This is a genomic window from Prevotella sp. C0209C1, from assembly GCF_056583855.1.
Genome location: NZ_JBWPJP010000018.1, coordinates 26,679 through 52,305, shown reverse-complemented (window position 1 = coordinate 52,305; position 25,627 = coordinate 26,679). Strand labels below are relative to the sequence as shown.

The following is a 25,627-nucleotide window of genomic DNA, read 5'->3' as shown; positions in this document are numbered from 1 at the left end:
TCGGAAAAAATCATCCTGCAATTTGAGCTATAGGATACATACTTCTCAAAATCATCCTGCAAAATGAGCTATACGCCAAATATTCTTGTATAAAGAATAGAAAAGGAGGAGATATTTTCTCCCATTTTAAAAGTCCTAATATCTACCTCTCTTATGTTGTTAATTATGCTGCATCAGACTATCTACTTTTGACTTCAGTTTCAAGCTATAATTATACGTCTTTTATGTTTGTAGCTGCCAATACACGAACATGCTTTACATAGTATTTAGATATTCTTATTTAAATCATTACTTTATACTTAAGTTTCTATCTTTTCCCCCCACTCTATTTCATATGTTAGTAGCAAAAAGATACAAACTGTTTTACTTAATAAATTTATCTATATGCTAACAATTATCTGAAGTCCTCTTATAAAAACCAATATATATAACAGCTTACGCTTAGCTGTAGGCAATGGCTTTTTATCTTTACTGTTTTTTTTACTTTCTTTATAATGTTCTTAGTTTGATTTTTTTAAACAAAAAAAAGTCCATACTTTCCTATAACAGGAAGGTATGGACTTATATATTCTAATTTTGTTTTATTTCACTTCCTCAAAGTCAGCATCTTGTATATTATCATCTTGTTTTGGCTGCTCTTGCTGTGCCTGCTGATTATTAGCTGCACCTGCCTGAGCACCTGCCTGACTATACATTTGCTGTGAAGCAGCCTGCATAACACTGTTAAGATTAGCCGTAGCAGTGTCTATAGCTGCTATATCCTGAGCCTTATGAGCATCTTTAAGCTGCTGAAGAGCTGTTTCTATAGCCGATTTCTGATCGGCAGGCACCTTATCGCCATTGTCCTTTAAGAAGTTTTCTGTAGTGAATATCATAGAGTCTGCTTGGTTAAGCTTATCTATCTTCTCACGTTCAGCTTTATCAGATGCTGCGTTTTGCTCTGCTTCTGCTTTCATACGATTAATCTCATCTTCGCTCAAACCACTTGATGCTTCGATACGAATAGATTGCTCTTTGCCTGTAGCCTTATCTTTAGCAGATACGCTTAAGATACCATTAGCATCAATATCAAAAGTTACTTCTATCTGTGGAACACCACGACGAGCAGGAGCAATACCAGTTAAGTTAAACTGCCCAATACTCTTATTTTGTGATGCCATAGGACGCTCACCTTGAAGAACATGTATTGTTACCTCTGTCTGATTGTCGGCTGCGGTAGAAAATACCTCGCTCTTCTTAACAGGTATAGTAGAGTTAGCATCTATTAGCTTAGTCATTACACCACCCATAGTCTCGATACCAAGCGTTAATGGTGTTACATCTAGCAAGACAATATCTCCTACACCACTTTCCTTGTTAAGAATAGCTCCTTGTATAGCAGCACCTACTGCAACTACCTCATCAGGGTTAACACCCTTTGAAGGCTCTTTGCCAAAGTAGTTTTTTACTAATGTTTGTACTGCAGGTATACGGCTCGAACCACCTACAAGTATTACCTCGTCTATATCGCTAGTAGAAAGCTTAGCGTCCCTGATAGCATTCTGGCAAGGCACTAAACAAGCCTGTATCAAGCCATGAGCTAACTGCTCAAACTGTGAGCGAGTAAGAGTCTTTACCAAATGCTTTGGCACACCACCTTCAGCAGTTATATAAGGTAAGTTGATCTCTGTAGATGAAGAAGAGCTTAGCTCTATCTTAGCCTTTTCAGCTGCTTCCTTTAAGCGTTGCATAGCCATAGGATCTTTTGTAAGGTCTATACCTTCGTCAGCTTTAAAGCCATTTACTAACCAGTCTATAATGACCTGATCAAAATCGTCTCCTCCAAGATGTGTATCACCATTAGTAGATAGCACCTCAAAGACACCACCACCAAACTCTAATATAGATATATCAAAAGTACCACCACCAAGGTCGAATACTGCTATTTTCATATCTTTATTAGCCTTATCTACACCATAAGCTAATGCTGCTGCAGTAGGCTCATTAACTATACGCTGAACATTTAAGCCAGCAATCTGCCCTGCTTCTTTTGTAGCCTGACGCTGAGAGTCAGAGAAATAAGCCGGAACGGTGATAACAGCATCGGTTACCTCTTGTCCTAAATAATCTTCTGCTGTCTTCTTCATCTTCTGAAGCACCATAGCTGATATTTCCTGAGGAGTATATTTGCGGTCGTCTATCTGTACACGTGGATAACCACCTTCATTAACCACCTTAAAAGGTACACGATTTACCTCTTTAGAGCTTTGATCGTAGGTTTCACCCATAAAACGCTTAATAGAATAAACTGTCTTTTCTGGATTTGTGATAGCCTGACGCTTAGCAGGATCGCCCACCTTACGCTCGCCACCTTCTACAAAGCCTACTACAGAAGGAGTAGTACGTTTACCTTCGCTATTAGCTATTACTACTGGCTCGTTACCTTCAAATACTGCAACACACGAGTTAGTTGTTCCTAAGTCAATTCCAATAATCTTTCCCATAATTATATATATATTTTTTTATTTTTATTATTCTTGTATCATTACCCCAATGCGTTATACATTGGCGTTCGCTTAATTATTTACAAAGGTTGTGCCAACGAAAGAAAGTGTGACAAGATGGCAGACTTCTTTATTCTTAAATATTATCTTCTCTTAGAAAAACTCTCTACGCGTGTTTCTACCATGAAGCGTCTTATTTCAGCTCTCTATTATTTTTATCTGCCCATGCTACCTGCACACCAAACCCAAAATCCTCCACTTTGCGATTAGTATCAGGATCGCGACGGCCTGAAGGCACAAACTTACACTTTACACTCTTTATATTTTTACGCAAAGAAAAATCCTCCGGACTATCTGAAGGAGTACTCTCCACAGTGAGATGAAAGCGCCCAAGCCCTTCTAAGACTACCGTCTTTCCATTTGCAAGCTGAAAACCTATCTCGTCTATCAACGCCACTACAATACCACGCACATCACCTCGCGTAAACGAAGTACTTTCCTGAATAGCATTAGATAAATCGTTAATAGTAGAAATACCATTACTTACCGTACGAGCGTGCCACTTTCCGCCACGATTATTTTCCTTAAACTTGCTTTGCTGTAATCTGATCTTTACTGCCATAATATTCTTTTTTTATTAATTTGTTAGGTTATCTATCAAAAGGCAATACATAATATTAATAAAACTACTGACTTTATATATAACAAAAGATTGCCTATCTTTATAGAAAAGATATGCAAATATAAACAAAAATAATTTATTTTCCAAGTATTTTTAGATTATTTTTGATAGAAAAATAATTTATTTTCATTTTTTACTCGCCTTCTTTTTACAGATAAAACTATAGTTTTCAAAGCACATAGTAAGACATATTATTATGTAATATATAAGATGTATATGATTTTTAGAAATAAGCTTTTTTACTAAAACTTATATTTATTATTTAAAACAGCAATATAAATAAATCTTTACTTTTAGCAAAATATCTACAGAAAAGAACAAGCAAAATACCTAAAAATGTAGAAAGGTAACGAAGATTAATTATATTTACAAAAAGAGAAATATTTACCAAAACTAACAAAACGTTAGTTTTTGTAGCAAATCGCACGCTAATATAAGATAAACAAGCGCAATAATATAGGTTTAAAACATTTTAAGAAAATATTTTATAACACATTATCTATAATAAAATCACTAAAATTAAGTATTGTCTAACTTTTAGTAATATATTAATTTTGCATTTCCTATTTAATAAACAGATAGAACTATTGAGGCAATAATGGCACTAATACATCGGGATAACAAATATGTTTTTACAACTATATCTTTGCTTTTTGTAAGCCTTCTTTGTTTAGCACAAACACATAAAGACACTACGTCTATACACCAAGAAATGCTCGATGAAGTGGTGGTTACAGGCTATATTAATAAGCCTAAGGAAATATATACAGGTTCGGCATTTACCATTGACAGAAAAACTATAAATAATCAAGTAAACACAAACTTGTTAGAACTTATAAAAAATAATGTTCCCGGATTTGAACTAACTCCTGACAATAATAAAGGGTCTGACCCTAACAAGTTGCCAGATATGATTATACGTGGGCGAAGCAGTTTTATAGAGGGCGACCATACTAACCTTCCGCTTTTCATTCTCGATGGCGTAGAGGTAGATATACGAGTAGTTTTCAGCTTAAAGCCTTCCACCATCTCTCAAATATCTGTGTTGAAAGATGCTGCTGCCACTACTTACTATGGCTCGAAAGCTGCCAACGGTGTTATTGTAATAACGTCATTACCTTCTCATATAGGAAAACTGAACATCGATTATAGTAATCGTTTTCAGGTGAGTGTAGCCGATTTGTCTGATTATAATCTGCTTAATGCTGCCGAGAAATTAGAATTTGAGCGCAAAGCAGGTTTATATGGCCGTTTCATAGGCAACAGCGATATAGATGTAAAACGCCAAAAAGACTATTATGCAAGACTGGACAGGGTAAAAGCAGGTGTTAATACCAACTGGCTAAAAATGCCGTTACGTACAGGGTTATCACAAACACATAACATTAACATTATGGGCGGAACACCATTGTTTCGTTATACGCTTATGGCAGGGATTAATGATGTGCGGGGAGTTATGGATAAAAGCGACAGAAGAGATGGCTCGGTGAGAGTAAATTTGACATACGGCGATTTTTCAAAATTCTTCTTACAATACACTGCACTTATAATGGGTGGGCAAAGTCATGATGTGCCTTATGGCAGTTTTTCGGACTATACAAGACTAAACCCATACGATGAGCCATATAATAGCTACGGAGAGTTAAACAACCATCTTGCCTTTGGTATGGCTAATCCTATCTTTGAAAAGACTCTTTCCAGCTATATTCTGCAAAAAAACAAGGTTGTTACAAACAGTGCCAAAGTGCGTTGGAACATCTTAAAACATCTACGCTTAGAAGCTACAGCCTCTTTAACACAAACGCAAAACGATAACGAAACGTTTTATTCGCCACATTCTGTAAAATTTCATTATACTGATAAGGCTAAGCGCGGTAGTTTTGATATTATGCACAGCGAATCTACCGATTTTTCGGCAAATGCTTTTTTAGTTTGGGCTAAAGCTATAAAAAAGCATCAACTCATTGCTACCTTAGGACTTAACCTTCAAGCCACAGATAACGAAAGTAATGGGTTTACAGCCATTGGGATACTATCAGACAAGATAGACCATGCTTCACAGGCGGCAGCATTTGCTGAAGGGAGTACACCAAAGGGAGGAAAAGACAAAGCAAGAATGTTTGGAGGCTATTTAAACGTGCAATATGTTTTTGAAAATAAATATTTCGTAGATGCATCTTTTCGTCGTGAAGGGTCGTCAAAGTTTGGAACATCAGAACGCTACGCTCCTTTTTGCATGATAGGATTAGGGTGGAATATACATAAAGAGCGATTTTTTAGTGACAGCCCTATCAACTTGTTAAAGCTCAGGACAAGCATAGGCACCGTAGGTAATGTTAGTTTTAACCCTTATCAGGCTCAATTAGCTTACCGATACCATGCCAATTACATTTATAACAACGAAATAGGAGCTATGCCTGTAGCATTAGTAAACCCGAACTTAAAATGGGAACGAACCATAAAAGCCAATTTGGGGCTTGACTTTAGCTTATTTTCCGACCGCCTAAGCGGCTCTTTCGATATATATAAAAATACAACTAATAATGTGGTTATGACCATATCAAAACCTTTGCATACAGGTTTTGCCAATGCAAAAGAAAACTTAGGTCAGATACGCAACAGTGGTTACGAGCTGTCGTTGCGTGGTAGGATTATAAATAGTAGGCTTTGGGGGCTAAACGCATATCTTACAGCAAGCCACAATCACAATGTCATTGTAAAAATAAGCGATTACTTAAGAAATCAAAATGCACATAACGCAAAGTTATCAGGCAGGTTACCCGCTGCAATATATGCTGAAGGAGAGTCGCTTACAGCCTTAAAGGTAATGCTCTCGGCAGGTATAAATCCTTCAAACGGCAAGGAAATATTTATTGGAGAAGATGGTGAGCAAACTTATACATACAATTATAATGCCCGAAAAGTAGTTGGCGACCTTACTCCAACGCTGCAAGGAGCATTTGGCTTAGCTGCTAATATTAGCAATTTTAGCCTTACCGTATCGTTTAACTATCGTTTAGGTGCAACCATCTATAACGGAACTTTGGCAAACAAAGTAGAGGGCGTCAACCCTATGTATAATGCTGACAAGAGAGTGTTCTACAACCGCTGGCAAAAGCCAGGCGATAAAGTTATCTATAAGCATATTGCTGCTCAAGAAGATACATCTCCCACATCTAGATTTGTAAAAAAAGAATACGCTTTAGAGGGCACTTCGCTTATGTTAGGGTATGACGTGCCAAATAGTTTGTGCAAATTAGCTCACCTGCAATATGTACGCTTTACTTTTTCTATGGGGCAATTCCTACACTTATCTACTATAAAGCGTGAAAGAGGTTTAGCTTATCCCTTTGCTAACATCTATGAGTTAGGACTTAACATTAAAATATAAGAAATGAGAGCAATAAAAATATTCTTTATAATGAGTCTGCTTACATCTACTTTTTCTGCATGTAATTTCATCGATATAGACACGCCCGGACTTATCAACGACAAGCAAATGTTTGCCGATGAGCAAGGTGCAAAAGACGCTCTTACAGGTATTTATGCCACACTTACAAAAGCCGACCTTTACGGTAGTAACCTCTCTTTTGGTTTTATAGATGAGATAGCACAACTATATTATAACGACCACGAGTCGTCTACAACTACCCTACTTGCAAAAACATACGATTTACAATATAAAGATAAAGAAGTAAGACGAATAATCGACCAGATTTGGGCAACAGCCTATTATGATATTTATGCCATAAATAGCCTATTAGAACACATAAAAGATAAAGACACCCCCAAGATGTGCAACTACAGAGCACAAGCCCTTGCCATTAGAGCAATGTTACATTTTGATTTGCTTCGCCTTTTTGCACCAAATATTAATAATCCTAACGCTTTAGCCATACCCTATGTAACAAAGGCAAGTAACCAGATATGTGAAAAGAAAACCGTACAAGAATGTTATCAGGACATTATGCACGACTTAGAAGAAGCAAAAAAAGAGTTTTCAAAGAAAGAATATCCAACTGTTAAAAATGTATATATCACCCTCAATGCCGTAAAAGCTATCCAAGCTCGTGTGGCTTTATGGGGAAACAACAACAAAAAGGCAGCTGCCTTAGCAGAAGAGGTTATAAACAGCCACTACAAACTGGTAAAAGAAAACGATGTTTTACAGCTTTTCAGAGGTTATGATGCTGAAACAGAATGTATTTGGGTGTTAAATGCGCCTAAAATGTACATCAATGTACGACAATTGTTTTATCCTGAACATAGCACGCCTACCTGCAATATGGTAAGAGAAAACTATAAACGCTTGTTTAAAACCGAGACTTTCTCTACCATAAATAATGATTATAGATATCAAACTTATTTTACTGCTACTAATTGGGGAAAGCCTGTTACTGCTTTTATAAAGCTTTATGATAAAGATTATGATGAAAGCCAGCAATGGAAGTCTAACAGAACACCCGGAGTTAATATGATTCGTCTTCCTGAGATGTATTATATTTTAGCAGAAGCTATATATGATAAGGATAAACAAAAGTCGCTAAAGGCTATAAATACAGTTGTAACGGCAAGAGGTTTACAACCTATATCAATGGACGAAATTAGTACTAAGAAGCTCTTTCAAAGATGGATAGCTGACGAGATAACAAGAGAATATTGGGGAGAAGGGCAAATATTCTTCACCTACAAACGTTTGTGGCGTAGCATGGACGGACTGAACGGTAAACATATAGAGGCCAGTAACGAAACCTATGTACTGCCACTACCCGAAAGCGAAAATGGATTAGAGAAATAAAAACAAAAACAAAAGTTATGAAAAAAACACTTTCTACCATTCTTTTTTCCACAGCACTATTACTCATATCAGGTTGCTCGTCTTGTTTTATAGAGCCATCTAAAAGTGGGATATGCTTTGAGAAATCTACCTATAACATATCTTTAGGCAGTTTGCCATACGCAACTACCGATTCGGTGGTGAGCGTTATTATAGAAACAATAGGAGAATTGCACATGGAAGAACGTTATTACAAATTGCAAATTATAGACACTGCAACAACTGCTATTGCCAATTTGCATTACGACCCTTTAATATTAAACAGAACAATAAAGCCAAATGCTACCCACGATACATTAAAGATAAAAATAAATCGTCGCTCTTTAGACGACCATTCTACCTATACGCTAACCCTTGGCATTGATCCCTCATCGCCATTACAGCCAGAGATTATGGAGCATAAAATAGCTAAAATATTATTTAACAACCGGTTAGACATTCCTTCATGGTGGTCATCGGTGGCTTATTGGTTAGGAGAATACAATATTAAGAAATATCAAAAATTTATAGAATATTATGGTAACCCTGTAAGAAAAGAACAGTTTGAAGATCGTAAATATGAATACCTGCGCATTTTTAAACGTGTAAAAGAATATTTCGACCTTCACCCCGAAGAAGGTGTAATATTCCCTAATGTTACTTGGGAGGTATAGGTACCATATTTTAGATAAATATTTATTAAAAAAAAACAGACATTTAATTAATAGAAACAGACAAAATGAAAAAACTAAAAAACATCTACCTCTTGTTTATAGCAATGTTATTATTAACAGCTTGCTCAGAAAACAATTTTGACAATAGCGACCTGAGCCATAAAACTACTGAAGGAAAACTAAGTAGTATTGAAGGTATAGAGAAAGCATATAGCATAAAACAAGGTGCTATATTGCAAATAAAGCCAAACATAAAGTTCTCTAACGATCAGAAACAAAAAGTTACTTACCAGTGGAATATCAATCACAAAGAAGTAAGTAATGAAGAAACATTAAATTACACTTGCTCTACATTAGGCACCTTTTCATGTTTCTTAAAGGTAACGGCGGCTGATGAAACAGCTAAAATCATAGAGTTTAAGCTCTTTGTTTACTCCGATTACAATCGCGGACTACTATTACTTACTGAAGGAGAGAAAGGTGCCGAACTTGCTTATAAGGCTTTAGACAAAAGTAATATACCTATGGCTACAAACGTTTTCAAACAAAGTAACCCTAACCTTACATTAGGAACAGAGCCTTTAGCTCTTTGCTGGACAGGAGAAGGTATTACAAACCCTAACAACATAGAAGACACAGATGGGTTAAATGTGGTTATTAGTACCGATAATCCAAGAAAAGTTTACTTGCTCGACCCTAACACACTCGAAGTAAAAACAGAAGTGCAATACGATGGCAAAGGCGAATTTTATCCAAACTTTGCTTTTGCGCCGTTTGGAGGGCAAAACTTTATGTGGAATAGAGATTTTAATGTGATTTTTTTCGTAGGAAATGGTAAGGATTACTTAATGACATTAAACCATCATTTCCTTGAGGATAAAATTAATCATCAAATGCCTAAGGACGTTAAAATAGCCGATTTAGCTTGTTCTTTTATACCTTTACCTACCGATATGGTACGTGTATATTTTGATTTGAAATCGAAACATTTACTGTATATTGCAGCAATAGGAAGGACAGCATTAGGTGAAACTGTTTGTGATGTTACACCTATGGCATTACTACCTTGTGACGGAGTGTATGCAGACGGACTGGCTGACAATCGTTATGAGCCACGCCACTTCTTATTTGTAGGATATACAAGCAATAAAGAGGTTAATATTTATCGATTATCTATTTCCCGTACATCACAAAAAAATCCGAAAATAAAAGAAATTGTTTTAACTAACATCTCGTCTAATGGCAATATAAAAAGTACCGATGCTATTGGTGTAAACCCTACAAAACCAATAATGTATTATGGTAACGAAAATGGTAAAATATTCGCTTTTAACTATGAAGCGCAAAACTTTAGCAATAAGCCTTATATAGATTTGGGTGAAAACTTTAAGGTAAAACAAATCATCTTCAATCCTTATAATTCCAATGAAATGTATGTTGCTGCCGAAGATAAGAAAGCTTCAAAATATTCATGTGCCTCTGTTTTCATAATCAATGCAACAAACAAAGAAAGCGGAAAAATTATAGAAGCTGACCATAACGTGGGAGGTAAAATACGTAGAATGGTGTTTAAAGGAAATGGAAAAGAACATTTAGATAGAATAAAATAAAAAAAGATATTCATAACAGTAAGTAATAATATCACATAATATAAATTAATAAAAATAACAAAAAAAAAGTAATTATGAAAGTTTTTTGTAAATATTCATTTGTCGCTTTAATATTGTTCGCAGCTTTTATGGTAAGTTGTAGCAAAGACAATGATGATATTAATCCAACAAAAAAAGAAGAACAGAAAGGTTCGCAAGGCACTAAGACTTATGAAAAGCTGCAACTTTCTACAGCTACGCTCTTGATGAAAGCAAGTCAGGAAGCATCTATAAAGATTCTACAAGGAAACGGAAAATATAGTTGCAAAGTTATAGATAGCAGCATAGCTATAGCAACTTTAAATAACAATGTTATAACCATCAAATCGCTTTCTATAGGCGAAACAGAACTTATTGTAACCGATGAAGATAGTAAAGAGCAAGCAAAGGTAAGTATTCTTGTAGAGGAAACTGACACACAGATACCTGATGGCGTTGAGATAAAAGATAATGTTATAAAAAAATGGCCTGCAGAGTTAATACCAGAAGATGGCAAAATAGTTCTTAAAGAAGGCATTACGGGTATAGATGTTGAGGCTTTTAAAGAAACACCAATACAAGAAATAATATTTCCTTCTACATTAAAATATGTTGGTAAAGGAGCATTTTCTTACTGCAACAAGTTGCATAGAGTAGTTTTATCTTCTAATTTAGAAAAAATAGATGAAGATGCTTTCTATCAATGCCACGCTTTGCAAGAGGTAAATATACCTAAATCGGTAAAAGAAATAAAACCAAACGCATTTGCTTTTTGTAATAATTTACAGAAAGTTTCTTTAGATGAAGGGCTTGAAACCATAGGAGAAAGTATGTTTTATGGCTGTGATCAATTAACGGAAATAAAGTTGCCTACTTCTTTAAAGGATATTGAAGATAACGCTTTTAGTGCCTGCAGCAGTCTGGAGTCTATCATTATTCCAAATAATATTACAGAGATAAAAGCTACTACTTTTAAGGATTGCAAATCATTATCATCTGTTCAGCTTCCTAAAAATCTATCTTTAATAGGTAGTCAGGCTTTTTATGGTTGTAAATCGCTAAAGAGCATAACACTCCCAGAAACGTTAGAAAGATTAGAACTATCTGCTTTTAGTAGCTGCGAAGAGCTAACTGAGGTTCTACTTCCAAAGAATGTTAACTTTATAGGAGGTGGCTTATTTGCTGATTGCAAAAAATTGAGCAAAGTAAATATACCAGAGAAAGTGAAAGTCATTAATGTGAAAACTTTTCATAACTGTGAAAGCTTAACCAGTATTGTAATTCCAGAAGGTGTTACAGAGATAAAGCATTCGGCATTTCTTAACTGTAAAAAACTAACAAAAGTAGATCTGCCTTCTACACTTAATAAAGTTTTTCTAAACACATTTACCGGTTGCTCTAACCTTGCTGAAGTTATCTGTCGTGCAACAACACCTCCCACAACAAATGCTGCCATCTTTAACAAAACTCCAACAACCAAAAAACTTTACGTCCCTAAAGGAAGCAAAGAGCAATATAGTAACAATGAAAGATGGGGTAAAGCTAACTTTGCAGAGGTAGCAGAGCTTTAATGCGACACATAGAAAGAATTATAACAATAAAAAAATAACAATTAATAAACAAAAAATAATTATGAATAGTTTTTATAAATACTCATTTATCCTTTTATTTATGATTGCTGCTTTTATGACAAGTTGCAACAAAGATAATCAAGACTTTAATCTCCCCCAAAAAGAAGAGCAAGGAGGTTCGCAAGGAAATAAAAACGATGTTAAACTACAACTTTCTACTACTCAGCTAAATATGCAAGTAGGGAAAACAGAGTCTGTAAAAATAGTAAAAGGAAACGGAAAGTATAGTTGTAAAATAACTGATAACAATATAGCTACAGCTACTTTAGAAAACAATATCATTACCGTTAATCCGCTTTCTACGGGTAATACCGAGCTTATTGTTACTGATGATAATAGCAAAGAACAAGTAAAGGTAAGTATAGTTGTTAGCCAAGCAGGCACACCTAATCCTACACCTGGTGAAACTGAAGAAACTACTAAAACTATCTTTACTTTCAATTTCTCTGAAAACCCATGGAAAGTTCCTACTACTAACAGTATAGACGCCAAAGAAGATAAGACTGCTGGTAAATTAGACGATGATGTTAAGATGGTAACAGGACCTGTAACACTAACACAAAAGAAAAATAGTGATAGGTATTGGAACAGAATAATAGATAATATCTATACAGTATATAAAGAAAATGCTTTTACATTTACAGCAGAAGAAGGTAAGTTTATTACACGTATAGAGTTTATAAACGTACCTTATTACTGCAATCTTACATACAATTTTAAAAACCTAATATGTAACAATGATGATGATTTTCCCTACATTTGGACAGGTAAAGAGAAGACTATTACGTTTAATGCCGTTGCGACGTCTAAGTTTAACGAAATAAAAGTTACTGTAGAATGATAATACTACAAACGATTATTAATCTTTTCTAATAGTATTGAGATTACTATAACAAAGTAATTATGTCTTTTATTGTAATTAAAAAATTACAAGATAAGTATTAGATATAAAATAAGCTGTATTAAGTTATAATAAAAGGTAACTTAATGCAGCTTGCTTTTTATATAATAAGTAAGCAATAACATTAAAAAAAAAACCGCTATATATGCGCTAAAAAGCGTGTATATAACGGATTATCTGTACACCAATATGTGAGAATTATCTCTTTATATCACCTTCTCTGATAAGATATTCTGCTATCTGAACAGCATTTAGTGCAGCCCCTTTACGTATTTGATCGCCCGTAAGCCATAACACACAGCCATTATCATCAGCAAGATCTTTACGTACACGCCCAACGTAAACATCATCATGCCCTGCACTTTCTAAAGGCATAGGGTAAACATAGTTTTGCGGATCATCTACCAATGTAACACCCTCGGCAGCAGCTAACGCCTTGCGAATATCGTCTACAGCTAATGGCTTCTCTGTTTCAAACCACACACTCTCAGAATGGCTGCGAAGAGATGACACACGTACGCAGGTGGCACTGGTGCGTACATCAGAGTGCATTATTTTGCGAGTTTCGTTAAACATCTTCATTTCCTCCTTAGTATAATCGGTATCGGTCATCTTATCTATTTGAGGAATAACATTATATGCTAACTGGTGAGGAAACTTTTTTATCGTTTTTACCTTACCTATAGTTAGCAGCTCCTTATATTGTTGCTCTAATTCTGCCATAGCGGCAGCTCCTGCACCGGATGCACTCTGATAGCTACTAATATGTATCTTCTTAATATGACTAAGCTTTTCTATAGGAGCCAAAGCTACTACCATCATTATTGTGGTGCAATTAGGATTGGCTATTATCCCACGAGGGCGTTTTAAAGCATCAGCAGCATTAATCTCAGGGACTACCAATGGCACATCTTCACACTGACGAAACTGGCTGGAATTATCTATCATCACTGTTCCATACTTAGTTATAGTATCGGCAAACTCTGCAGATGTGCCTCCTCCTGCACTAACAAAAGCTATATCCACTCCCTTAAAGTCGTCATTATGCTGAAGCAAATTTACCTTGTAATTCTTTCCCTTAAAGGCATATTCTCTACCTGCAGAACGTGAAGAACCAAACAACACTAAGTCGTCAAGAGGAAAATTTCTCTGTTCCAATATGCGAAGAAATTCCTGCCCTACGGCACCACTGGCACCAACAATAGCTACTTTCATTTTTATATTATAATATATTTATCAGTCTTTTTACTTTGCAAAAGTACAAAAAACCATCTATTATCACCGTTACTCTATCATCTTTTTACTATCTTTGCATATATTTTTACAATGTGGTTACTATGATTAATATATCTCATTTTTTTCCTATAACAGATCCAACGCTTATATTTTTTGTCGTTATCCTCATGATATTGTTCTCACCTATTATCATGGGAAAGCTCCGTATTCCTCATATTATAGGAATGGTGCTTGCAGGAGTCCTTGTAGGTAAGAATGGTTTTGATATATTAGGCAGAGATGCTTCCTTTGAGATTTTTGGGCAAGTGGGCTTATATTATATTATGTTTTTAGCAGGATTAGAGCTTGACATGGAAGGCTTGCGAAAGAATAGCGTGCGCGTAATAATATTTTGTGCTCTCACCTTTCTCTGCCCATTTGTGCTAATATATGGTGCTTTTACATTGTTTCTTCACTTCAGCGGTATGGCAGCTTTGCTCATTAGTACCATTATGGCAGACAACACGCTTATAGCCTACCCTATCGTTGGGCGTTATGGCCTTACAAAACATGTTAGTACTACTATAAGTGTAGGTGGCTCTATGCTTGCTTTACTTATATCGTTAATAATTCTTTCCTCTATAACAAGCTCTGTAACAGGCAGTGGAGATATAACGTTTTGGATTATATTTAGCATAAAATTTATAGCATATAGCGCATTTCTCTTTTATACTGTTCCTCGTGTGGCGCGCTGGTTCTTACATCGTTATTCAGACAGTGTAATGCAGTTTGTCTTTGTTTTAGCTATTATGTTTGGCTCGGCAGCCCTTTCACATGCTATCGGCGTAGAAGGCATATTTGGCGCTTTTCTTTCTGGACTTATCTTAAACAGGTTTATTCCAAAGGTATCTCCTCTTATGAACAGGTTAGAGTTTACAGGTAATGCCTTGTTTATACCTTACTTTCTCATAGGAGTAGGCATGCTAATAAACGTAAAATTACTTTTTGAAAGTACTTACATTTTATGGATAATGCTATTACTGGTAGTTTTTGGAACATTAGGAAAAGCATTAGCATCTTATATTGCTACATGGGTCTTTAAGCTATCCTTAAAGTCGGGACATATGATGTTTGGTCTTACCTCTGCTCATGCCGCAGGTGCAATAGCCTTAGCTATGGTTGGGTGTAAGTTGCCTATAGGCGGAGGAAAATATCTTTTTGACAATGCTGTTCTCAATGGTATAGTGCTTATGATACTGTTTACCTGCATAATATCTACTATGATAACACAACGAGCAGCTGAACAGTTGCGACTATTGGAAAAAGAAGATCTTAAGGATAAAAAGGTGGATAATGATGAGAAAATACTTGTCCCTGTAAAATATGCTAACACCTCTATCCACCTATTAAATCTCGCAACAATGATGCGCAATCCTAAGTTGAAACGAGATATAGTGGCTCTTAATGTAGTGTACGATGATGTAAACATACATACTAAGCAAGCCGAAGGTATAGAGCTTCTAAACAATCTTAATAAATATGCCAGTGCTGCCGATGTACCTATATCTACACAGATACGTGTAGCTGCAAACATTGCAAATGGCATTATGTATGCTTTTAAGGAAAATCAAGCATCAGAAATAGTTATGGGGCTTCATTTTCATCATCAGCAGCATGGTGGTTTTTGGGGAGAATTTGCACGTAGTGTATATCATAGGCTCAATCGTCAGATTATTATAGCACGTATTAAGCAACCTCTAAACACTATACGCCGTATACAGGTAGCAGTACCTTCAAGGGCTGAATACGAACCGGGCTTTTATCGTTGGTTAGAGCGTTTAGCCCGCATGGCAGAAAACATGGAGTGTAGGATAGTATTCGATGCCAGACAGGAAACACTCGATTTGATAAAAGAATATGTAATAAACAACTATCCAAGTGTGCGCGCAGAATACGAACAGATGGAGCATTGGAACGAATTGCCTATAAAAGCTATGAACGTAAAACATGATCATATGTTTGTTATCATTACTGCCCGTAAAGGAACTATCTCATATAAAGCAGCAATGGACGATTTGCCCAATGAGATAAATAAATATTTTAATGGTAAAACTATAATGATTATCTTCCCTGATCAATATGGTAACAATTTAGACACAATGACCTTTGCTGAGCCTCAACATACAGAGGAACGTAGCGTTTATGAGGTAGCAAGTGAATGGATACATAAGAAAAATTTATAACAATGATAGATATAAAAGGAATTACTAAGAGTTTTGGTTCGCTTGAGGTACTAAAAGGTATCGATTTGCACATAAACAAGGGTGAAGTAGTAAGCATAGTAGGCCCCTCAGGAGCTGGTAAGACTACATTATTACAAATAATTGGCTCGCTCGACAAAGCAGACGAAGGAAAGGTGGTAGTAGATGGAATAGATATAAACAGCCTCTCTACTAATAAATTGAGCGATTTCCGTAATAAGCATTTGGGCTTTGTTTTTCAGTTTCACCAACTTTTACCTGAGTTTACGGCACTCGAAAATGTAATGATTCCTGCCTATATAGCAGGTAAAAGCTCTAAAGAAGCTAAGGTTAGAGGTAAAGAGTTGTTAGCCTTTTTAGGTCTTACTGATCGTGCTAACCATAAGCCTCAAGAGCTATCTGGAGGTGAGAAACAACGTGTTGCAGTAGCACGAGCACTCGTAAACAACCCTGCTGTAATACTTGCAGACGAGCCATCTGGAAGTTTAGATTCTAAGAATAAAGCAGAGCTACATCAGCTTTTCTTCGACCTAAGAGATCAGTTTGGACAAACGTTCGTTATTGTTACGCACGATGAAGGATTGGCAAGTATCACCGACAGAACCATACATCTTAAAGATGGTATAATAATATCTGATAACAGTAGGCAACAGCTTTCTAAAGAAGACTAACTTGCCAATAAAATAAGCAGTAACATATTTATAAACAATATATAAAAAGGACGACAAGACATGAAAACAATAGAATTAGGAACCTTCAACAAACTCACCATAGTAAAGAAAGCTCTTCGTGAGGGTTTTGGAGAAGAATTTGGCGTTTATCTCGATGGTGGTAAGGCTGGCGATATTTTAATGCCACAAAAATATATACCACAAGGTGCAAACATAGGTGATGAGGTAGAAGTACTCGTTTACCTTGATCAGGACGAGCGCCCTATAGCCACTACCGAAAAACCATTAGCTACAGTTAACAGCTTTGCTTATTTATCATGCTCGTGGGTAAATGAATATGGCGCATTCTTATCATGGGGCGTTACAAAAGATCTGTTTTGCCCTTTCCGTGAGCAAAAAAGACGCATGGAAATAGGCAATTCGTATATTATATTTATGTATATTGATAAAGAGACTTATCGCTTAGTGGCATCAGCAAAGGTAGAACATTTTCTCTCTAAAGAGTTTCCAACATATAAACATGGCGAGGAGGTAGACTTGCTTATTTGGCAAAAGACCGACTTAGGTTTTAAAGTTATCGTAGACAATAAATACGCAGGATTAATATACGAAGATCAGGTTTTTAAGCGTATTCACACAGGAGATAAATTAAAAGGATATATTGCAAATGTGCGCACTGATGGCAAAATAGACTGTACTTTACAACCAATTGGACAACAATATGCTATCAGCTTTGCTGAAAGATTATTAGAATATCTTAAAGCACATAATGGAGAATGTAACCTTGGTGATAAAAGTAATGCCGAAGACATTAAATACCAATTTCAGGTATCTAAAAAAGTATATAAAAAAGCCATTGGTGACTTGTATAAAAAACATTTGATCATAGTAGAGCCAACTAAAATAAAGTTAGTAAAAAATGTGTAATATCCATAACACCATAACCTTGTTAGTATATTATAAAGCAGACATAACAATATAAACAAATATTAGTAAACACCCTTAAAAATGCAAAACCAATTTTCAAGAACACAATTATTACTGGGCAAGCCTGCCATTAATACCCTTCATGGTAGCAGAGTGGCTGTGTTTGGAGTAGGAGGTGTAGGAGGATATGTTGTGGAAGTTCTGGCACGTAGCGGTGTAGGAGCAATAGATATTATAGATGATGATCGTGTATGTTTGACCAATGTAAACAGACAGTTGTTAGCTACTACAAAAACAGTAGGAAAATTTAAGGTAGATATAGCCGAAGAACGCATACTGTCCATAAATCCACGCTGTATAGTACGCAAATACCAAACTTTCTATTTACCCGATAACGCTACTCAATTCGATTTCGATCACTACGATTATATTGTCGATTGTATAGACACTGTTACTGCAAAGCTCGACCTTATATATCGCTGCTATGAACTAAAGATACCTATATTATCATGTATGGGCGCTGCTTATAAGATAGATGCTACTAAGTTTGAGGTAACTGATATATTTAAAACTATTAATGACCCATTAGCAAAGGTTATTCGCAAAAAACTTCGAAAGACTAAAATCAAACATCTAAAGGTAGTTTATAGCCCTGAAGAGCCTTTAGAAAGTATAGAACAACCAGAGATAAGCTGTGCCTTCCATTGTATATGCCCTGATAAAAATATGCGCAAATGCACCGAACGGCATACCATTCCAAGTTCTAATGCGTGGGTACCAGCTACAGCAGGGCTTATAGCAGGAGGTGAAGCTGTAAAAGATTTAATTAACATTGCAAAAACTATGCGTATTAAGCCAGAAGAAGAAGCTACAAATAAAGCAGCTATACTTGCAGAGCAACGTGCTAAAGATATGTTGGAAGAACGTAAACGCCTAAAATCTACGCAGAGAATAAAACAAGAGGCTTAGGAAATATACCCTTATTTATTTTATTCATTATTATTATTACCACTCTCACAAAAAGGGGTAAAAAATATATATAAACATAAAGATTTGATTAAAAACATAAGTTTTAAAACAACTAATTTGATACAATTATGAATAAAGCATTAGTAACAGGTGCCAATAAAGGCATAGGATATGGAATAGCTAAAGAGTTGATAAAAAGGGGCTGGCATGTCCTTGTAGGCGCACGTAACAAAGAACGTGGCGAAGCCGCAGTAAACAAGCTAAACGCCATAGGCAAAGGAAAAGCAGAATATCTTAAAGTGGATCTTTCTAACTACACGGTTATAGCTTCTACTTGTGAAGAAATAAAAGATAAACATTCCGACCTTAAACTATTAATAAACAACGCTGGTATACCCGGAGATATGTCAGTACTTAGCTATGAAACACAGCTAAAAGATATAATAGAAACTACTCAGGTTAATTTCTTTGGTACTTTTTATCTTTGTCAAGGACTAATATCTATACTATCTAAAAATAATGGCAAAATAATAAACATCACAGTACCCACCTCTACCAATCCTTACTGGAATCCGTTAGCATATAAAGCAAGTAAGGCTGCACAAAATTGTATGAGCGAACATTTTGCCTTCGATTTTCAAAAAAACAATATCCCTATAGAAATATATACCGTTCATCCAGGTCCAACTACTACCGATCTTAACGGCAATATGTCTCTACCAGGATTCCATAAGCCTGACGAAGTTGGGAAAAAGATAGTAGATTTACTCTATGATGAGCAGCAGCACCAAGGTGAATTTATTGAGATTTATCCCATTGTTGCAGAGTAATAAAATATAATAGGGTGTGTCTAAAAGAGACACACCCTATTTATAAGGGGGGACTAAATAAATATACAATAATATTTAAATTCTAAAATAAAAGTACTTTTCAAAAATCTTATTAAAATAATAAATTCTTTTATTTATTTTTCGTATCTTTGTAATGTTATTTAATTAGAGTTTGATTTTAACTATGAAAAAAACTCTATATGGTAACAATCCTTGCTACATATTGTTTCAAGGTTTTTAATTAAATTATATAACTTAATAAAAAAAAAGAAAAATGAAAAATTTAGATGTTTTAGCATTAGACAAAACAAAAATAGAAGGAGTAGTTAATGGTCTTAATCAGCTTTTAGCAGATCTTCATGTGTATTACATGAATTTACGTGGATTGCATTGGAATGTAAAAGGTAAGAGCTTTTTCCAGTTACATGCAGAATATGAAAATCAATATAACAATGTTGCTGAGAAAATAGATGAAGTTGCAGAACGTTTGTTACAACTTGATAGCAAGCCTGAAAATCGTTTTAGTGAGCTTTTAAAAGTTGCTACACTTAAAGAAGAAAATAACAAAGTAAATGAAGTAGAAGGTATGAAATTAATCCTTGATACTTTAAAAGTTTTAATTGCAAAAGAGCGAGAAATTATAGCAGCTGCAGAAGAAGCAAATGATGAGGTTACTACAGCTATGATGAGCGATTTCCTTGTAGGACAAGAAAAATCTGTATGGATGGTTAATGCTTATTTAGCATAACTTTTAAATAGCTATCAGTTCTAATATTAAAGCTATTACATATATACTAATAGTTTTATAAGCAAAATATAGAGGATGTGTGAAAAGTTAAACATATCCTCTATTTTTATATTATAATATCCTTTCTAAAAATATCTTAATATTAATACTTAAATAGGCTATATCACGCAAAGATTACAAATATTATATACTTATATTAAACTGTCAAACTTATGCAAATATTACAGCGATTATTAGTAACTTTGCAATATTATATAAAATATTAAATGAAATATATTGATAAGATAGAAAAACTATGAATGTTTTAGAATTATCAGAGCAAGAGATTGGTCGCCGCCAAAGCTTGCAAGAATTACGCGATATGGGTATAAATCCTTATCCTGCTGCTGAATATCCCACTAATGCATATTCTATAGATATAAAAGAGCAATTTACAGAAGGAGAACAACGCGAGGTTGTTATTGCAGGTCGTATGATGGGGCGTAGAATAATGGGCAAAGCTTCTTTCATAGAGCTTCAAGATAGTAAAGGTAGGATTCAAGTATATATTACCCGCGACGATCTTTGTCCTGGTGAGGATAAAGAACTATACAACAAGGTTTTTAAAAAGTTACTTGATATTGGTGATTTTATTGGAATTAAAGGTTTTGTTTTTAAGACTCAGATGGGCGAAATATCAGTGCATGCTCGTGAACTCAGCCTACTTTCTAAAAGCTTGAAACCTTTACCTATCGTAAAATATAAAGATGGCGAAGCATATGATAAATTTGATGATCCAGAACAACGCTATCGTCAACGCTATGTAGACTTAGTTGTTAACGATAATGTCAAAGATACTTTTCTCAAACGTGCAACTGTTCTACGCACAATGCGCCAATTTTTTGATAATGCTGGTTATACTGAAGTAGAAACGCCTACATTGCAAACTATTGCAGGTGGGGCGAGTGCACGACCTTTCATAACTCATTTTAATGCTCTTAATACCGACATGTATATGCGTATTGCTACTGAACTATACTTAAAACGATTAATAGTTGGTGGATTTGAAGGAGTATATGAAATAGGGAAAAACTTTCGCAATGAAGGTATGGATCGTTTCCATAATCCAGAGTTTACTTGTATGGAACTATATGTTCAATACAAGGACTATAACTGGATGATGACATTTACAGAACAACTATTAGAAAAAATTTGTATAGCAGTAAACGGTAAGCCTGAAGTACAAATAGGCAATAAGACAATAAACTTTAAAGCACCATTTAAACGCTTACCTATACTAGATGCTATCAAAGAAAAGACAGGGTTTGATCTTTATGGTAAGAACGAAGATGAAATTCGTCATATTGCTGTTAGCAAACTAGGTTTGGAAGATATTGATGAGAGCTTTGGTAAAGGTAAGCTGATAGACGAAATATTCGGTGAGTTCTGCGAAGGAACTTATACACAACCTACTTTTATTACTGATTATCCTATAGAAATGTCTCCTTTAACCAAAACACATCGTTCAAAACCTGGTCTCACAGAACGTTTTGAACTAATGGTAAATGGGAAAGAGCTTGCAAATGCCTATTCTGAGCTAAATGATCCTATAGATCAAGAAGAACGTTTCATAGAACAAATGAAATTAGCAGATAAAGGAGATGATGAAGCTATGATTATAGATCAAGATTTCTTGCGTGCTCTACAATATGGAATGCCGCCTACATCAGGAATTGGTATTGGAATAGATCGCCTTGTTATGTTAATGACTGGCAAAGAATATATACAAGAAGTATTACTCTTCCCTCAGATGAAGCCAGAAGCAAAAATTCCACAAAGTAGTATAAAGGAATGGGGAAATATTGGCGTTAGCGAAAATTGGGTATATGTACTTCGCAAAGCAGGTTTCAATCTTATTTCTGATATAAAAGATGAAAACGCACAAGGTTTACAACAAAAAATTGGCGAGATAAATAAAAAATATAAGCTTGGGTATGAAAAACCTTCAATACCCATTATACAACAGTGGATAGATAAAGCAAAACAATAATACAAAAAATATGTCTTTCTTTTCAAAGCTATTCAGACGACGTTGGCAGCTACCATTCTATAAAAAAACAAATGGCAGCATAGGTAATGTTGCTATTATAGGAAGTGGTAGTTGGGCAACAGCTATTGCTAAAATAGTTATAGAGCACACTCATTACATAGGGTGGTATATGCGTAGCCAAGAAAAGATATCAAACTTTAAACTATACGGACATAATCCTGGATATCTTACAAGCACACATTTTAATATAGATGAAATAGATTTCTATACAGATATTAACAAAATTATTAATGATTTTGATACTCTCATTTTTGTAATACCTTCACCTTATCTAAAAGATCTGCTCGATAAGATTACCATCAACATAAAAGACAAAAATATAATTATTGCAATTAAAGGATTAGTACCAGGTGAGAATCTTACTTGCTCTGAATATATACATCAAAAGTTCAAGGTAAATTATGAACAATTAGCAATTATAGGTGGTCCTTCTCACTCAGAAGAGGTTGCCATGGAGCGATTAACATATCTTACAGTGGGCTGTTCTAATGAGCAAAAGGCTGAAAATATCTGTAAGATATTACGTTCTAATTATATTAAAGCAAAAACCTCTAATGATGTCTTAGGTATAGAATATGCTTCCGTACTAAAAAATGTATACGCTATAGCAGCAGGTATCTGTGATGGATTAAAATATGGTGACAATTTCCAAGCCGTACTTTTATCTAATGCCATAGCAGAAATGGAACTATTTCTCACCACAATAGCACCTATAAACAGAACTATCTCTGATAGTGTTTATATGGGTGATCAATTAGTAACAGGATATAGTAATTTTTCACGTAATCGCACCTTTGGCACTATGATTGGACGAGGTTATAGCATTAAATCGGCACAAATAGAGATGCAAATGATAGCCGAAGGATATTATGGCACAAAATGCATGTATGAGAAAAACAAAGATATACAGGCTAAAATGCCTATACTAAGTTCTATGTATAACATTTTATACAAAAAAGCTGAAGTTAAACAAGAAATAATTTTATTAACAGACTCATTTAGATAAAAAATGGAAAGTATTAAATTAGACATTACGAAAGCTACCCAGTTTCTTAATCCTGGGACAATAGAAGCATATGCTCCACAAGTAGCTGCTGCACAAGTAGCTTTAGAAAAAGGAACGTGCGCAGGTAACGACTTTTTAGGTTGGTTACACCTACCTTCAAGTATAACTAAGGCTTTTCTAACTGAAATAGAAAATGTAGCTGATACTTTACGCAAAAAATGCGAAGTAATAGTAGTGGCTGGCATCGGAGGTTCTTATCTTGGTGCTCGTGCTGTAATAGAGGGATTAAATAACAGCTTTGCATGGCTGATAAAAGACAAGAAAAATCCTACTATTCTTTTTGCAGGTAACAACATAGGTGAAGACTATTTATTTGAGCTAACTACTTACCTAAAGGATAAAAAATTTGGCGTTATAAATATTTCTAAATCTGGTACCACTACAGAGACAGCTCTGGCTTTTCGCTTATTAAAGAAACAGTGTGAAGATCAATTTGGAAAAGAATTTTCAAAAGACGTTATTGTAGCTATTACTGATAAAAAGAAAGGTGCAGCTCGTATTACAGCTACACAAGAGGGTTACAAATCATTTGTAATACCAGATAATGTTGGAGGTAGATTTTCTGTTCTAACACCAGTGGGACTTTTACCAATTGCCGTTGCAGGATTTGATATTAAAGCTTTGGTAGAAGGTGCTAAAGATATGGAAAAGGAAACTGGCAAAGATGTACCTTTTGCTAATAATATAGCTGCACGTTATGCTGCTGTGAGACAAGGTTTATATGCACAAGCAGGTAAAAAGATAGAAATTGTAGCCAATTTCCAACCTAAACTACACTATTTTGCAGAATGGTGGAAACAACTTTATGGTGAAAGTGAAGGTAAAGATCATAAAGGCATTTTCCCTACAGCTTGTGATTTTACAACTGATCTACACTCTATGGGTCAATGGATTCAGGAGGGTGAACGGTCTATTTTTGAAACTATAATATCAATAGAACAGCCAAACTCCACCCTACTCTTTCCGCATGATAATGAAAACCTCGATGGATTAAATTTCTTGGAAGGTAAACGTGTAGATGAAGTAAATAAAATGGCAGAACTTGGAACCAGACTTGCGCATGTAGACGGTGGCGTACCTAATATACGCGTAAGTGTTCCTACACTTAATGAATACTATCTTGGACAACTAATATATTTCTTTGAAAAAGCATGTGGTATCAGTGGCTTAATTATGGATATTAACCCATTTAATCAACCAGGTGTAGAAGCTTATAAAAAGAATATGTTTGCTTTACTAAATAAACCAGGATATGAGGCAGAAAGCAAAGCTATACAAGAAAGATTGACTTCTGATAAATAATTATTTCTTTTTCCCAGTCAAGTTAATAATATCTTGACTGGGAATATTTTATTAAACACTATGCAGAATAGCCTATATAAAGTAGTACTCTTTGATATGGACGGAGTACTATACGATTCTATGCCCAACCATGCCGTAGCATGGCAAAAGGCTATGAATGAGTTTGGCATTCATTTCACTGTGGCAGATGCCTATGCCACTGAAGGAGCACGTGGAGTAGATACCATTCGTTCATACGTAAAAGCACAACAAGGCAAAACAATATCCGAAATAGAAGCACAAAAAATATATGATGTAAAGACGCACTATTTCCACGAAATGAAGGAAGCTCCCATTTTTGATGGTGTAATCGACTTAATGGAAAAAATATGCAATAGTGGATTAAAAATAGGTATTGTTACAGGTAGTGCTCAATTACCTTTGATAGAGCGATTAAAAAACGATTTTGGAAGATTTATTACAAATAACAATATAACAACTGCTTATGATGTAAAACGAGGCAAACCTAATCCTGATCCTTACTTGATGGGCTTGCAAAAAGCAGGTAACATCTTACCTTATGAAGGTATAGTAATAGAAAATGCACCACTTGGCATTCGCGCTGGAGTTGCTGCAGGATGTTATACAGTAGCTATTAATAGCGGTCCTTTACCTGACAAACTATTACTAAAAGAAAAACCTAATGTTCTTTATAAAACTATTAGAGAATTTGCCAATAAATGGTGAATAAAAAT

The 25,627-nt window shown here is 35.1% G+C and carries 19 protein-coding genes; 16 read left to right on the top strand and 3 right to left on the bottom strand.

Features of this window, described 5'->3' with window-relative positions:
- Positions 1 to 581: 581 nt before the first annotated feature.
- Both dnaK and AC1DCD_RS06375 read right to left on the bottom strand, forming a co-directional pair.
- Positions 582 to 2,483, bottom strand: a complete 1,902-nt coding sequence (dnaK, locus tag AC1DCD_RS06380) for a molecular chaperone DnaK (protein ID WP_353586785.1) — start codon at positions 2,481 to 2,483, stop codon at positions 582 to 584.
- Between the two features lie 193 nt (positions 2,484 to 2,676).
- A complete protein-coding gene (locus AC1DCD_RS06375; protein ID WP_008451105.1) occupies positions 2,677 to 3,105 on the bottom strand; it encodes an HU family DNA-binding protein in 429 nt (142 codons plus the stop codon).
- 658 nt (positions 3,106 to 3,763) lie between these two features.
- Between AC1DCD_RS06375 and AC1DCD_RS06370 the strand changes: the two genes are divergently transcribed.
- The 6 genes from AC1DCD_RS06370 (at position 3,764) to AC1DCD_RS06345 (ending at position 12,755) form a co-directional block, all read left to right on the top strand.
- Positions 3,764 to 6,556, top strand: coding sequence for a SusC/RagA family TonB-linked outer membrane protein (locus AC1DCD_RS06370; RefSeq protein WP_464640872.1), 2,793 nt, complete (start codon positions 3,764 to 3,766; stop codon positions 6,554 to 6,556).
- A gap of 3 nt (positions 6,557 to 6,559) precedes the next feature.
- The gene (locus tag AC1DCD_RS06365; RefSeq protein ID WP_464640874.1) at positions 6,560 to 7,963 is read left to right on the top strand and encodes a RagB/SusD family nutrient uptake outer membrane protein; all 1,404 of its coding nucleotides are present in this window, start codon (positions 6,560 to 6,562) and stop codon (positions 7,961 to 7,963) included.
- A gap of 17 nt (positions 7,964 to 7,980) precedes the next feature.
- Positions 7,981 to 8,655, top strand: a complete 675-nt coding sequence (locus AC1DCD_RS06360; protein WP_019036276.1) for a DUF4843 domain-containing protein — start codon at positions 7,981 to 7,983, stop codon at positions 8,653 to 8,655.
- A 65-nt stretch (positions 8,656 to 8,720) separates the two neighbouring features.
- Positions 8,721 to 10,265 (top strand): PKD-like domain-containing protein, encoded by a 1,545-nt coding sequence (locus AC1DCD_RS06355; protein WP_464640876.1) that lies wholly within the window; start codon positions 8,721 to 8,723, stop codon positions 10,263 to 10,265.
- Between the two features lie 74 nt (positions 10,266 to 10,339).
- Positions 10,340 to 11,854, top strand: coding sequence for a leucine-rich repeat domain-containing protein (locus tag AC1DCD_RS06350; RefSeq protein ID WP_464640878.1), 1,515 nt, complete (start codon positions 10,340 to 10,342; stop codon positions 11,852 to 11,854).
- A gap of 61 nt (positions 11,855 to 11,915) precedes the next feature.
- Positions 11,916 to 12,755, top strand: a complete 840-nt coding sequence (locus AC1DCD_RS06345; RefSeq protein ID WP_353586797.1) for a hypothetical protein — start codon at positions 11,916 to 11,918, stop codon at positions 12,753 to 12,755.
- Positions 12,756 to 13,013: 258 nt separating this feature from the next.
- On the opposite strand, the gene AC1DCD_RS06340 is transcribed toward AC1DCD_RS06345, so the two are convergent.
- Positions 13,014 to 14,030 carry an aspartate-semialdehyde dehydrogenase gene (locus AC1DCD_RS06340; protein WP_019036280.1) on the bottom strand — a complete coding sequence of 339 codons (1,017 nt, stop codon included), beginning with the start codon at positions 14,028 to 14,030 and terminating at the stop codon, positions 13,014 to 13,016.
- Between the two features lie 122 nt (positions 14,031 to 14,152).
- Here AC1DCD_RS06340 and AC1DCD_RS06335 point away from each other — a divergent pair, with 122 nt between their 5' ends.
- From AC1DCD_RS06335 to AC1DCD_RS06290, 10 genes are all read left to right on the top strand, one after another.
- On the top strand, positions 14,153 to 16,273 hold the full coding sequence (locus AC1DCD_RS06335; RefSeq protein WP_464640881.1) for a cation:proton antiporter domain-containing protein: 2,121 nt from the start codon (positions 14,153 to 14,155) through the stop codon (positions 16,271 to 16,273).
- 2 nt (positions 16,274 to 16,275) lie between these two features.
- Positions 16,276 to 16,962 (top strand): ABC transporter ATP-binding protein, encoded by a 687-nt coding sequence (locus AC1DCD_RS06330; RefSeq protein WP_019036282.1) that lies wholly within the window; start codon positions 16,276 to 16,278, stop codon positions 16,960 to 16,962.
- A 60-nt stretch (positions 16,963 to 17,022) separates the two neighbouring features.
- Positions 17,023 to 17,889: a CvfB family protein gene (locus AC1DCD_RS06325; RefSeq protein WP_019036283.1), complete on the top strand. Its 867-nt coding sequence runs from the start codon at positions 17,023 to 17,025 to the stop codon at positions 17,887 to 17,889.
- 81 nt (positions 17,890 to 17,970) lie between these two features.
- Positions 17,971 to 18,858, top strand: coding sequence for a tRNA threonylcarbamoyladenosine dehydratase (locus AC1DCD_RS06320; protein WP_353586803.1), 888 nt, complete (start codon positions 17,971 to 17,973; stop codon positions 18,856 to 18,858).
- Positions 18,859 to 18,986: 128 nt separating this feature from the next.
- Positions 18,987 to 19,688 (top strand): SDR family NAD(P)-dependent oxidoreductase, encoded by a 702-nt coding sequence (locus AC1DCD_RS06315; RefSeq protein WP_008451092.1) that lies wholly within the window; start codon positions 18,987 to 18,989, stop codon positions 19,686 to 19,688.
- A gap of 274 nt (positions 19,689 to 19,962) precedes the next feature.
- Positions 19,963 to 20,436, top strand: a complete 474-nt coding sequence (locus tag AC1DCD_RS06310) for a Dps family protein (RefSeq protein ID WP_008451107.1) — start codon at positions 19,963 to 19,965, stop codon at positions 20,434 to 20,436.
- 295 nt (positions 20,437 to 20,731) lie between these two features.
- On the top strand, positions 20,732 to 22,465 hold the full coding sequence (gene lysS, locus AC1DCD_RS06305; protein WP_008450989.1) for a lysine--tRNA ligase: 1,734 nt from the start codon (positions 20,732 to 20,734) through the stop codon (positions 22,463 to 22,465).
- Between the two features lie 10 nt (positions 22,466 to 22,475).
- Positions 22,476 to 23,531, top strand: a complete 1,056-nt coding sequence (locus AC1DCD_RS06300; RefSeq protein WP_308532754.1) for an NAD(P)H-dependent glycerol-3-phosphate dehydrogenase — start codon at positions 22,476 to 22,478, stop codon at positions 23,529 to 23,531.
- 3 nt (positions 23,532 to 23,534) lie between these two features.
- Complete coding sequence (locus AC1DCD_RS06295) at positions 23,535 to 24,893, top strand: glucose-6-phosphate isomerase (protein WP_464640885.1); 1,359 nt, start codon at positions 23,535 to 23,537, stop codon at positions 24,891 to 24,893.
- Between the two features lie 60 nt (positions 24,894 to 24,953).
- Positions 24,954 to 25,619 (top strand): inorganic diphosphatase, encoded by a 666-nt coding sequence (locus tag AC1DCD_RS06290; RefSeq protein ID WP_464640887.1) that lies wholly within the window; start codon positions 24,954 to 24,956, stop codon positions 25,617 to 25,619.
- The last annotated feature ends 8 nt before the right edge of the window (positions 25,620 to 25,627 follow it).

What these genes read in the sequence shown, in the direction of transcription:
- dnaK (WP_353586785.1), bottom strand. Translation starts at nt 2,483, where the DNA reads ATGGGAAAGATTATTGGAATTGACTTAGGAACAACTAACTCGTGTGTT.
- AC1DCD_RS06375 (WP_008451105.1), bottom strand. Translation starts at nt 3,105, where the DNA reads ATGGCAGTAAAGATCAGATTACAGCAAAGCAAGTTTAAGGAAAATAAT.
- AC1DCD_RS06370 (WP_464640872.1), top strand. Translation starts at nt 3,764, where the DNA reads ATGGCACTAATACATCGGGATAACAAATATGTTTTTACAACTATATCT.
- AC1DCD_RS06365 (WP_464640874.1), top strand. Translation starts at nt 6,560, where the DNA reads ATGAGAGCAATAAAAATATTCTTTATAATGAGTCTGCTTACATCTACT.
- AC1DCD_RS06360 (WP_019036276.1), top strand. Translation starts at nt 7,981, where the DNA reads ATGAAAAAAACACTTTCTACCATTCTTTTTTCCACAGCACTATTACTC.
- AC1DCD_RS06355 (WP_464640876.1), top strand. Translation starts at nt 8,721, where the DNA reads ATGAAAAAACTAAAAAACATCTACCTCTTGTTTATAGCAATGTTATTA.
- AC1DCD_RS06350 (WP_464640878.1), top strand. Translation starts at nt 10,340, where the DNA reads ATGAAAGTTTTTTGTAAATATTCATTTGTCGCTTTAATATTGTTCGCA.
- AC1DCD_RS06345 (WP_353586797.1), top strand. Translation starts at nt 11,916, where the DNA reads ATGAATAGTTTTTATAAATACTCATTTATCCTTTTATTTATGATTGCT.
- AC1DCD_RS06340 (WP_019036280.1), bottom strand. Translation starts at nt 14,030, where the DNA reads ATGAAAGTAGCTATTGTTGGTGCCAGTGGTGCCGTAGGGCAGGAATTT.
- AC1DCD_RS06335 (WP_464640881.1), top strand. Translation starts at nt 14,153, where the DNA reads ATGATTAATATATCTCATTTTTTTCCTATAACAGATCCAACGCTTATA.
- AC1DCD_RS06330 (WP_019036282.1), top strand. Translation starts at nt 16,276, where the DNA reads ATGATAGATATAAAAGGAATTACTAAGAGTTTTGGTTCGCTTGAGGTA.
- AC1DCD_RS06325 (WP_019036283.1), top strand. Translation starts at nt 17,023, where the DNA reads ATGAAAACAATAGAATTAGGAACCTTCAACAAACTCACCATAGTAAAG.
- AC1DCD_RS06320 (WP_353586803.1), top strand. Translation starts at nt 17,971, where the DNA reads ATGCAAAACCAATTTTCAAGAACACAATTATTACTGGGCAAGCCTGCC.
- AC1DCD_RS06315 (WP_008451092.1), top strand. Translation starts at nt 18,987, where the DNA reads ATGAATAAAGCATTAGTAACAGGTGCCAATAAAGGCATAGGATATGGA.
- AC1DCD_RS06310 (WP_008451107.1), top strand. Translation starts at nt 19,963, where the DNA reads ATGAAAAATTTAGATGTTTTAGCATTAGACAAAACAAAAATAGAAGGA.
- lysS (WP_008450989.1), top strand. Translation starts at nt 20,732, where the DNA reads ATGAATGTTTTAGAATTATCAGAGCAAGAGATTGGTCGCCGCCAAAGC.
- AC1DCD_RS06300 (WP_308532754.1), top strand. Translation starts at nt 22,476, where the DNA reads ATGTCTTTCTTTTCAAAGCTATTCAGACGACGTTGGCAGCTACCATTC.
- AC1DCD_RS06295 (WP_464640885.1), top strand. Translation starts at nt 23,535, where the DNA reads ATGGAAAGTATTAAATTAGACATTACGAAAGCTACCCAGTTTCTTAAT.
- AC1DCD_RS06290 (WP_464640887.1), top strand. Translation starts at nt 24,954, where the DNA reads ATGCAGAATAGCCTATATAAAGTAGTACTCTTTGATATGGACGGAGTA.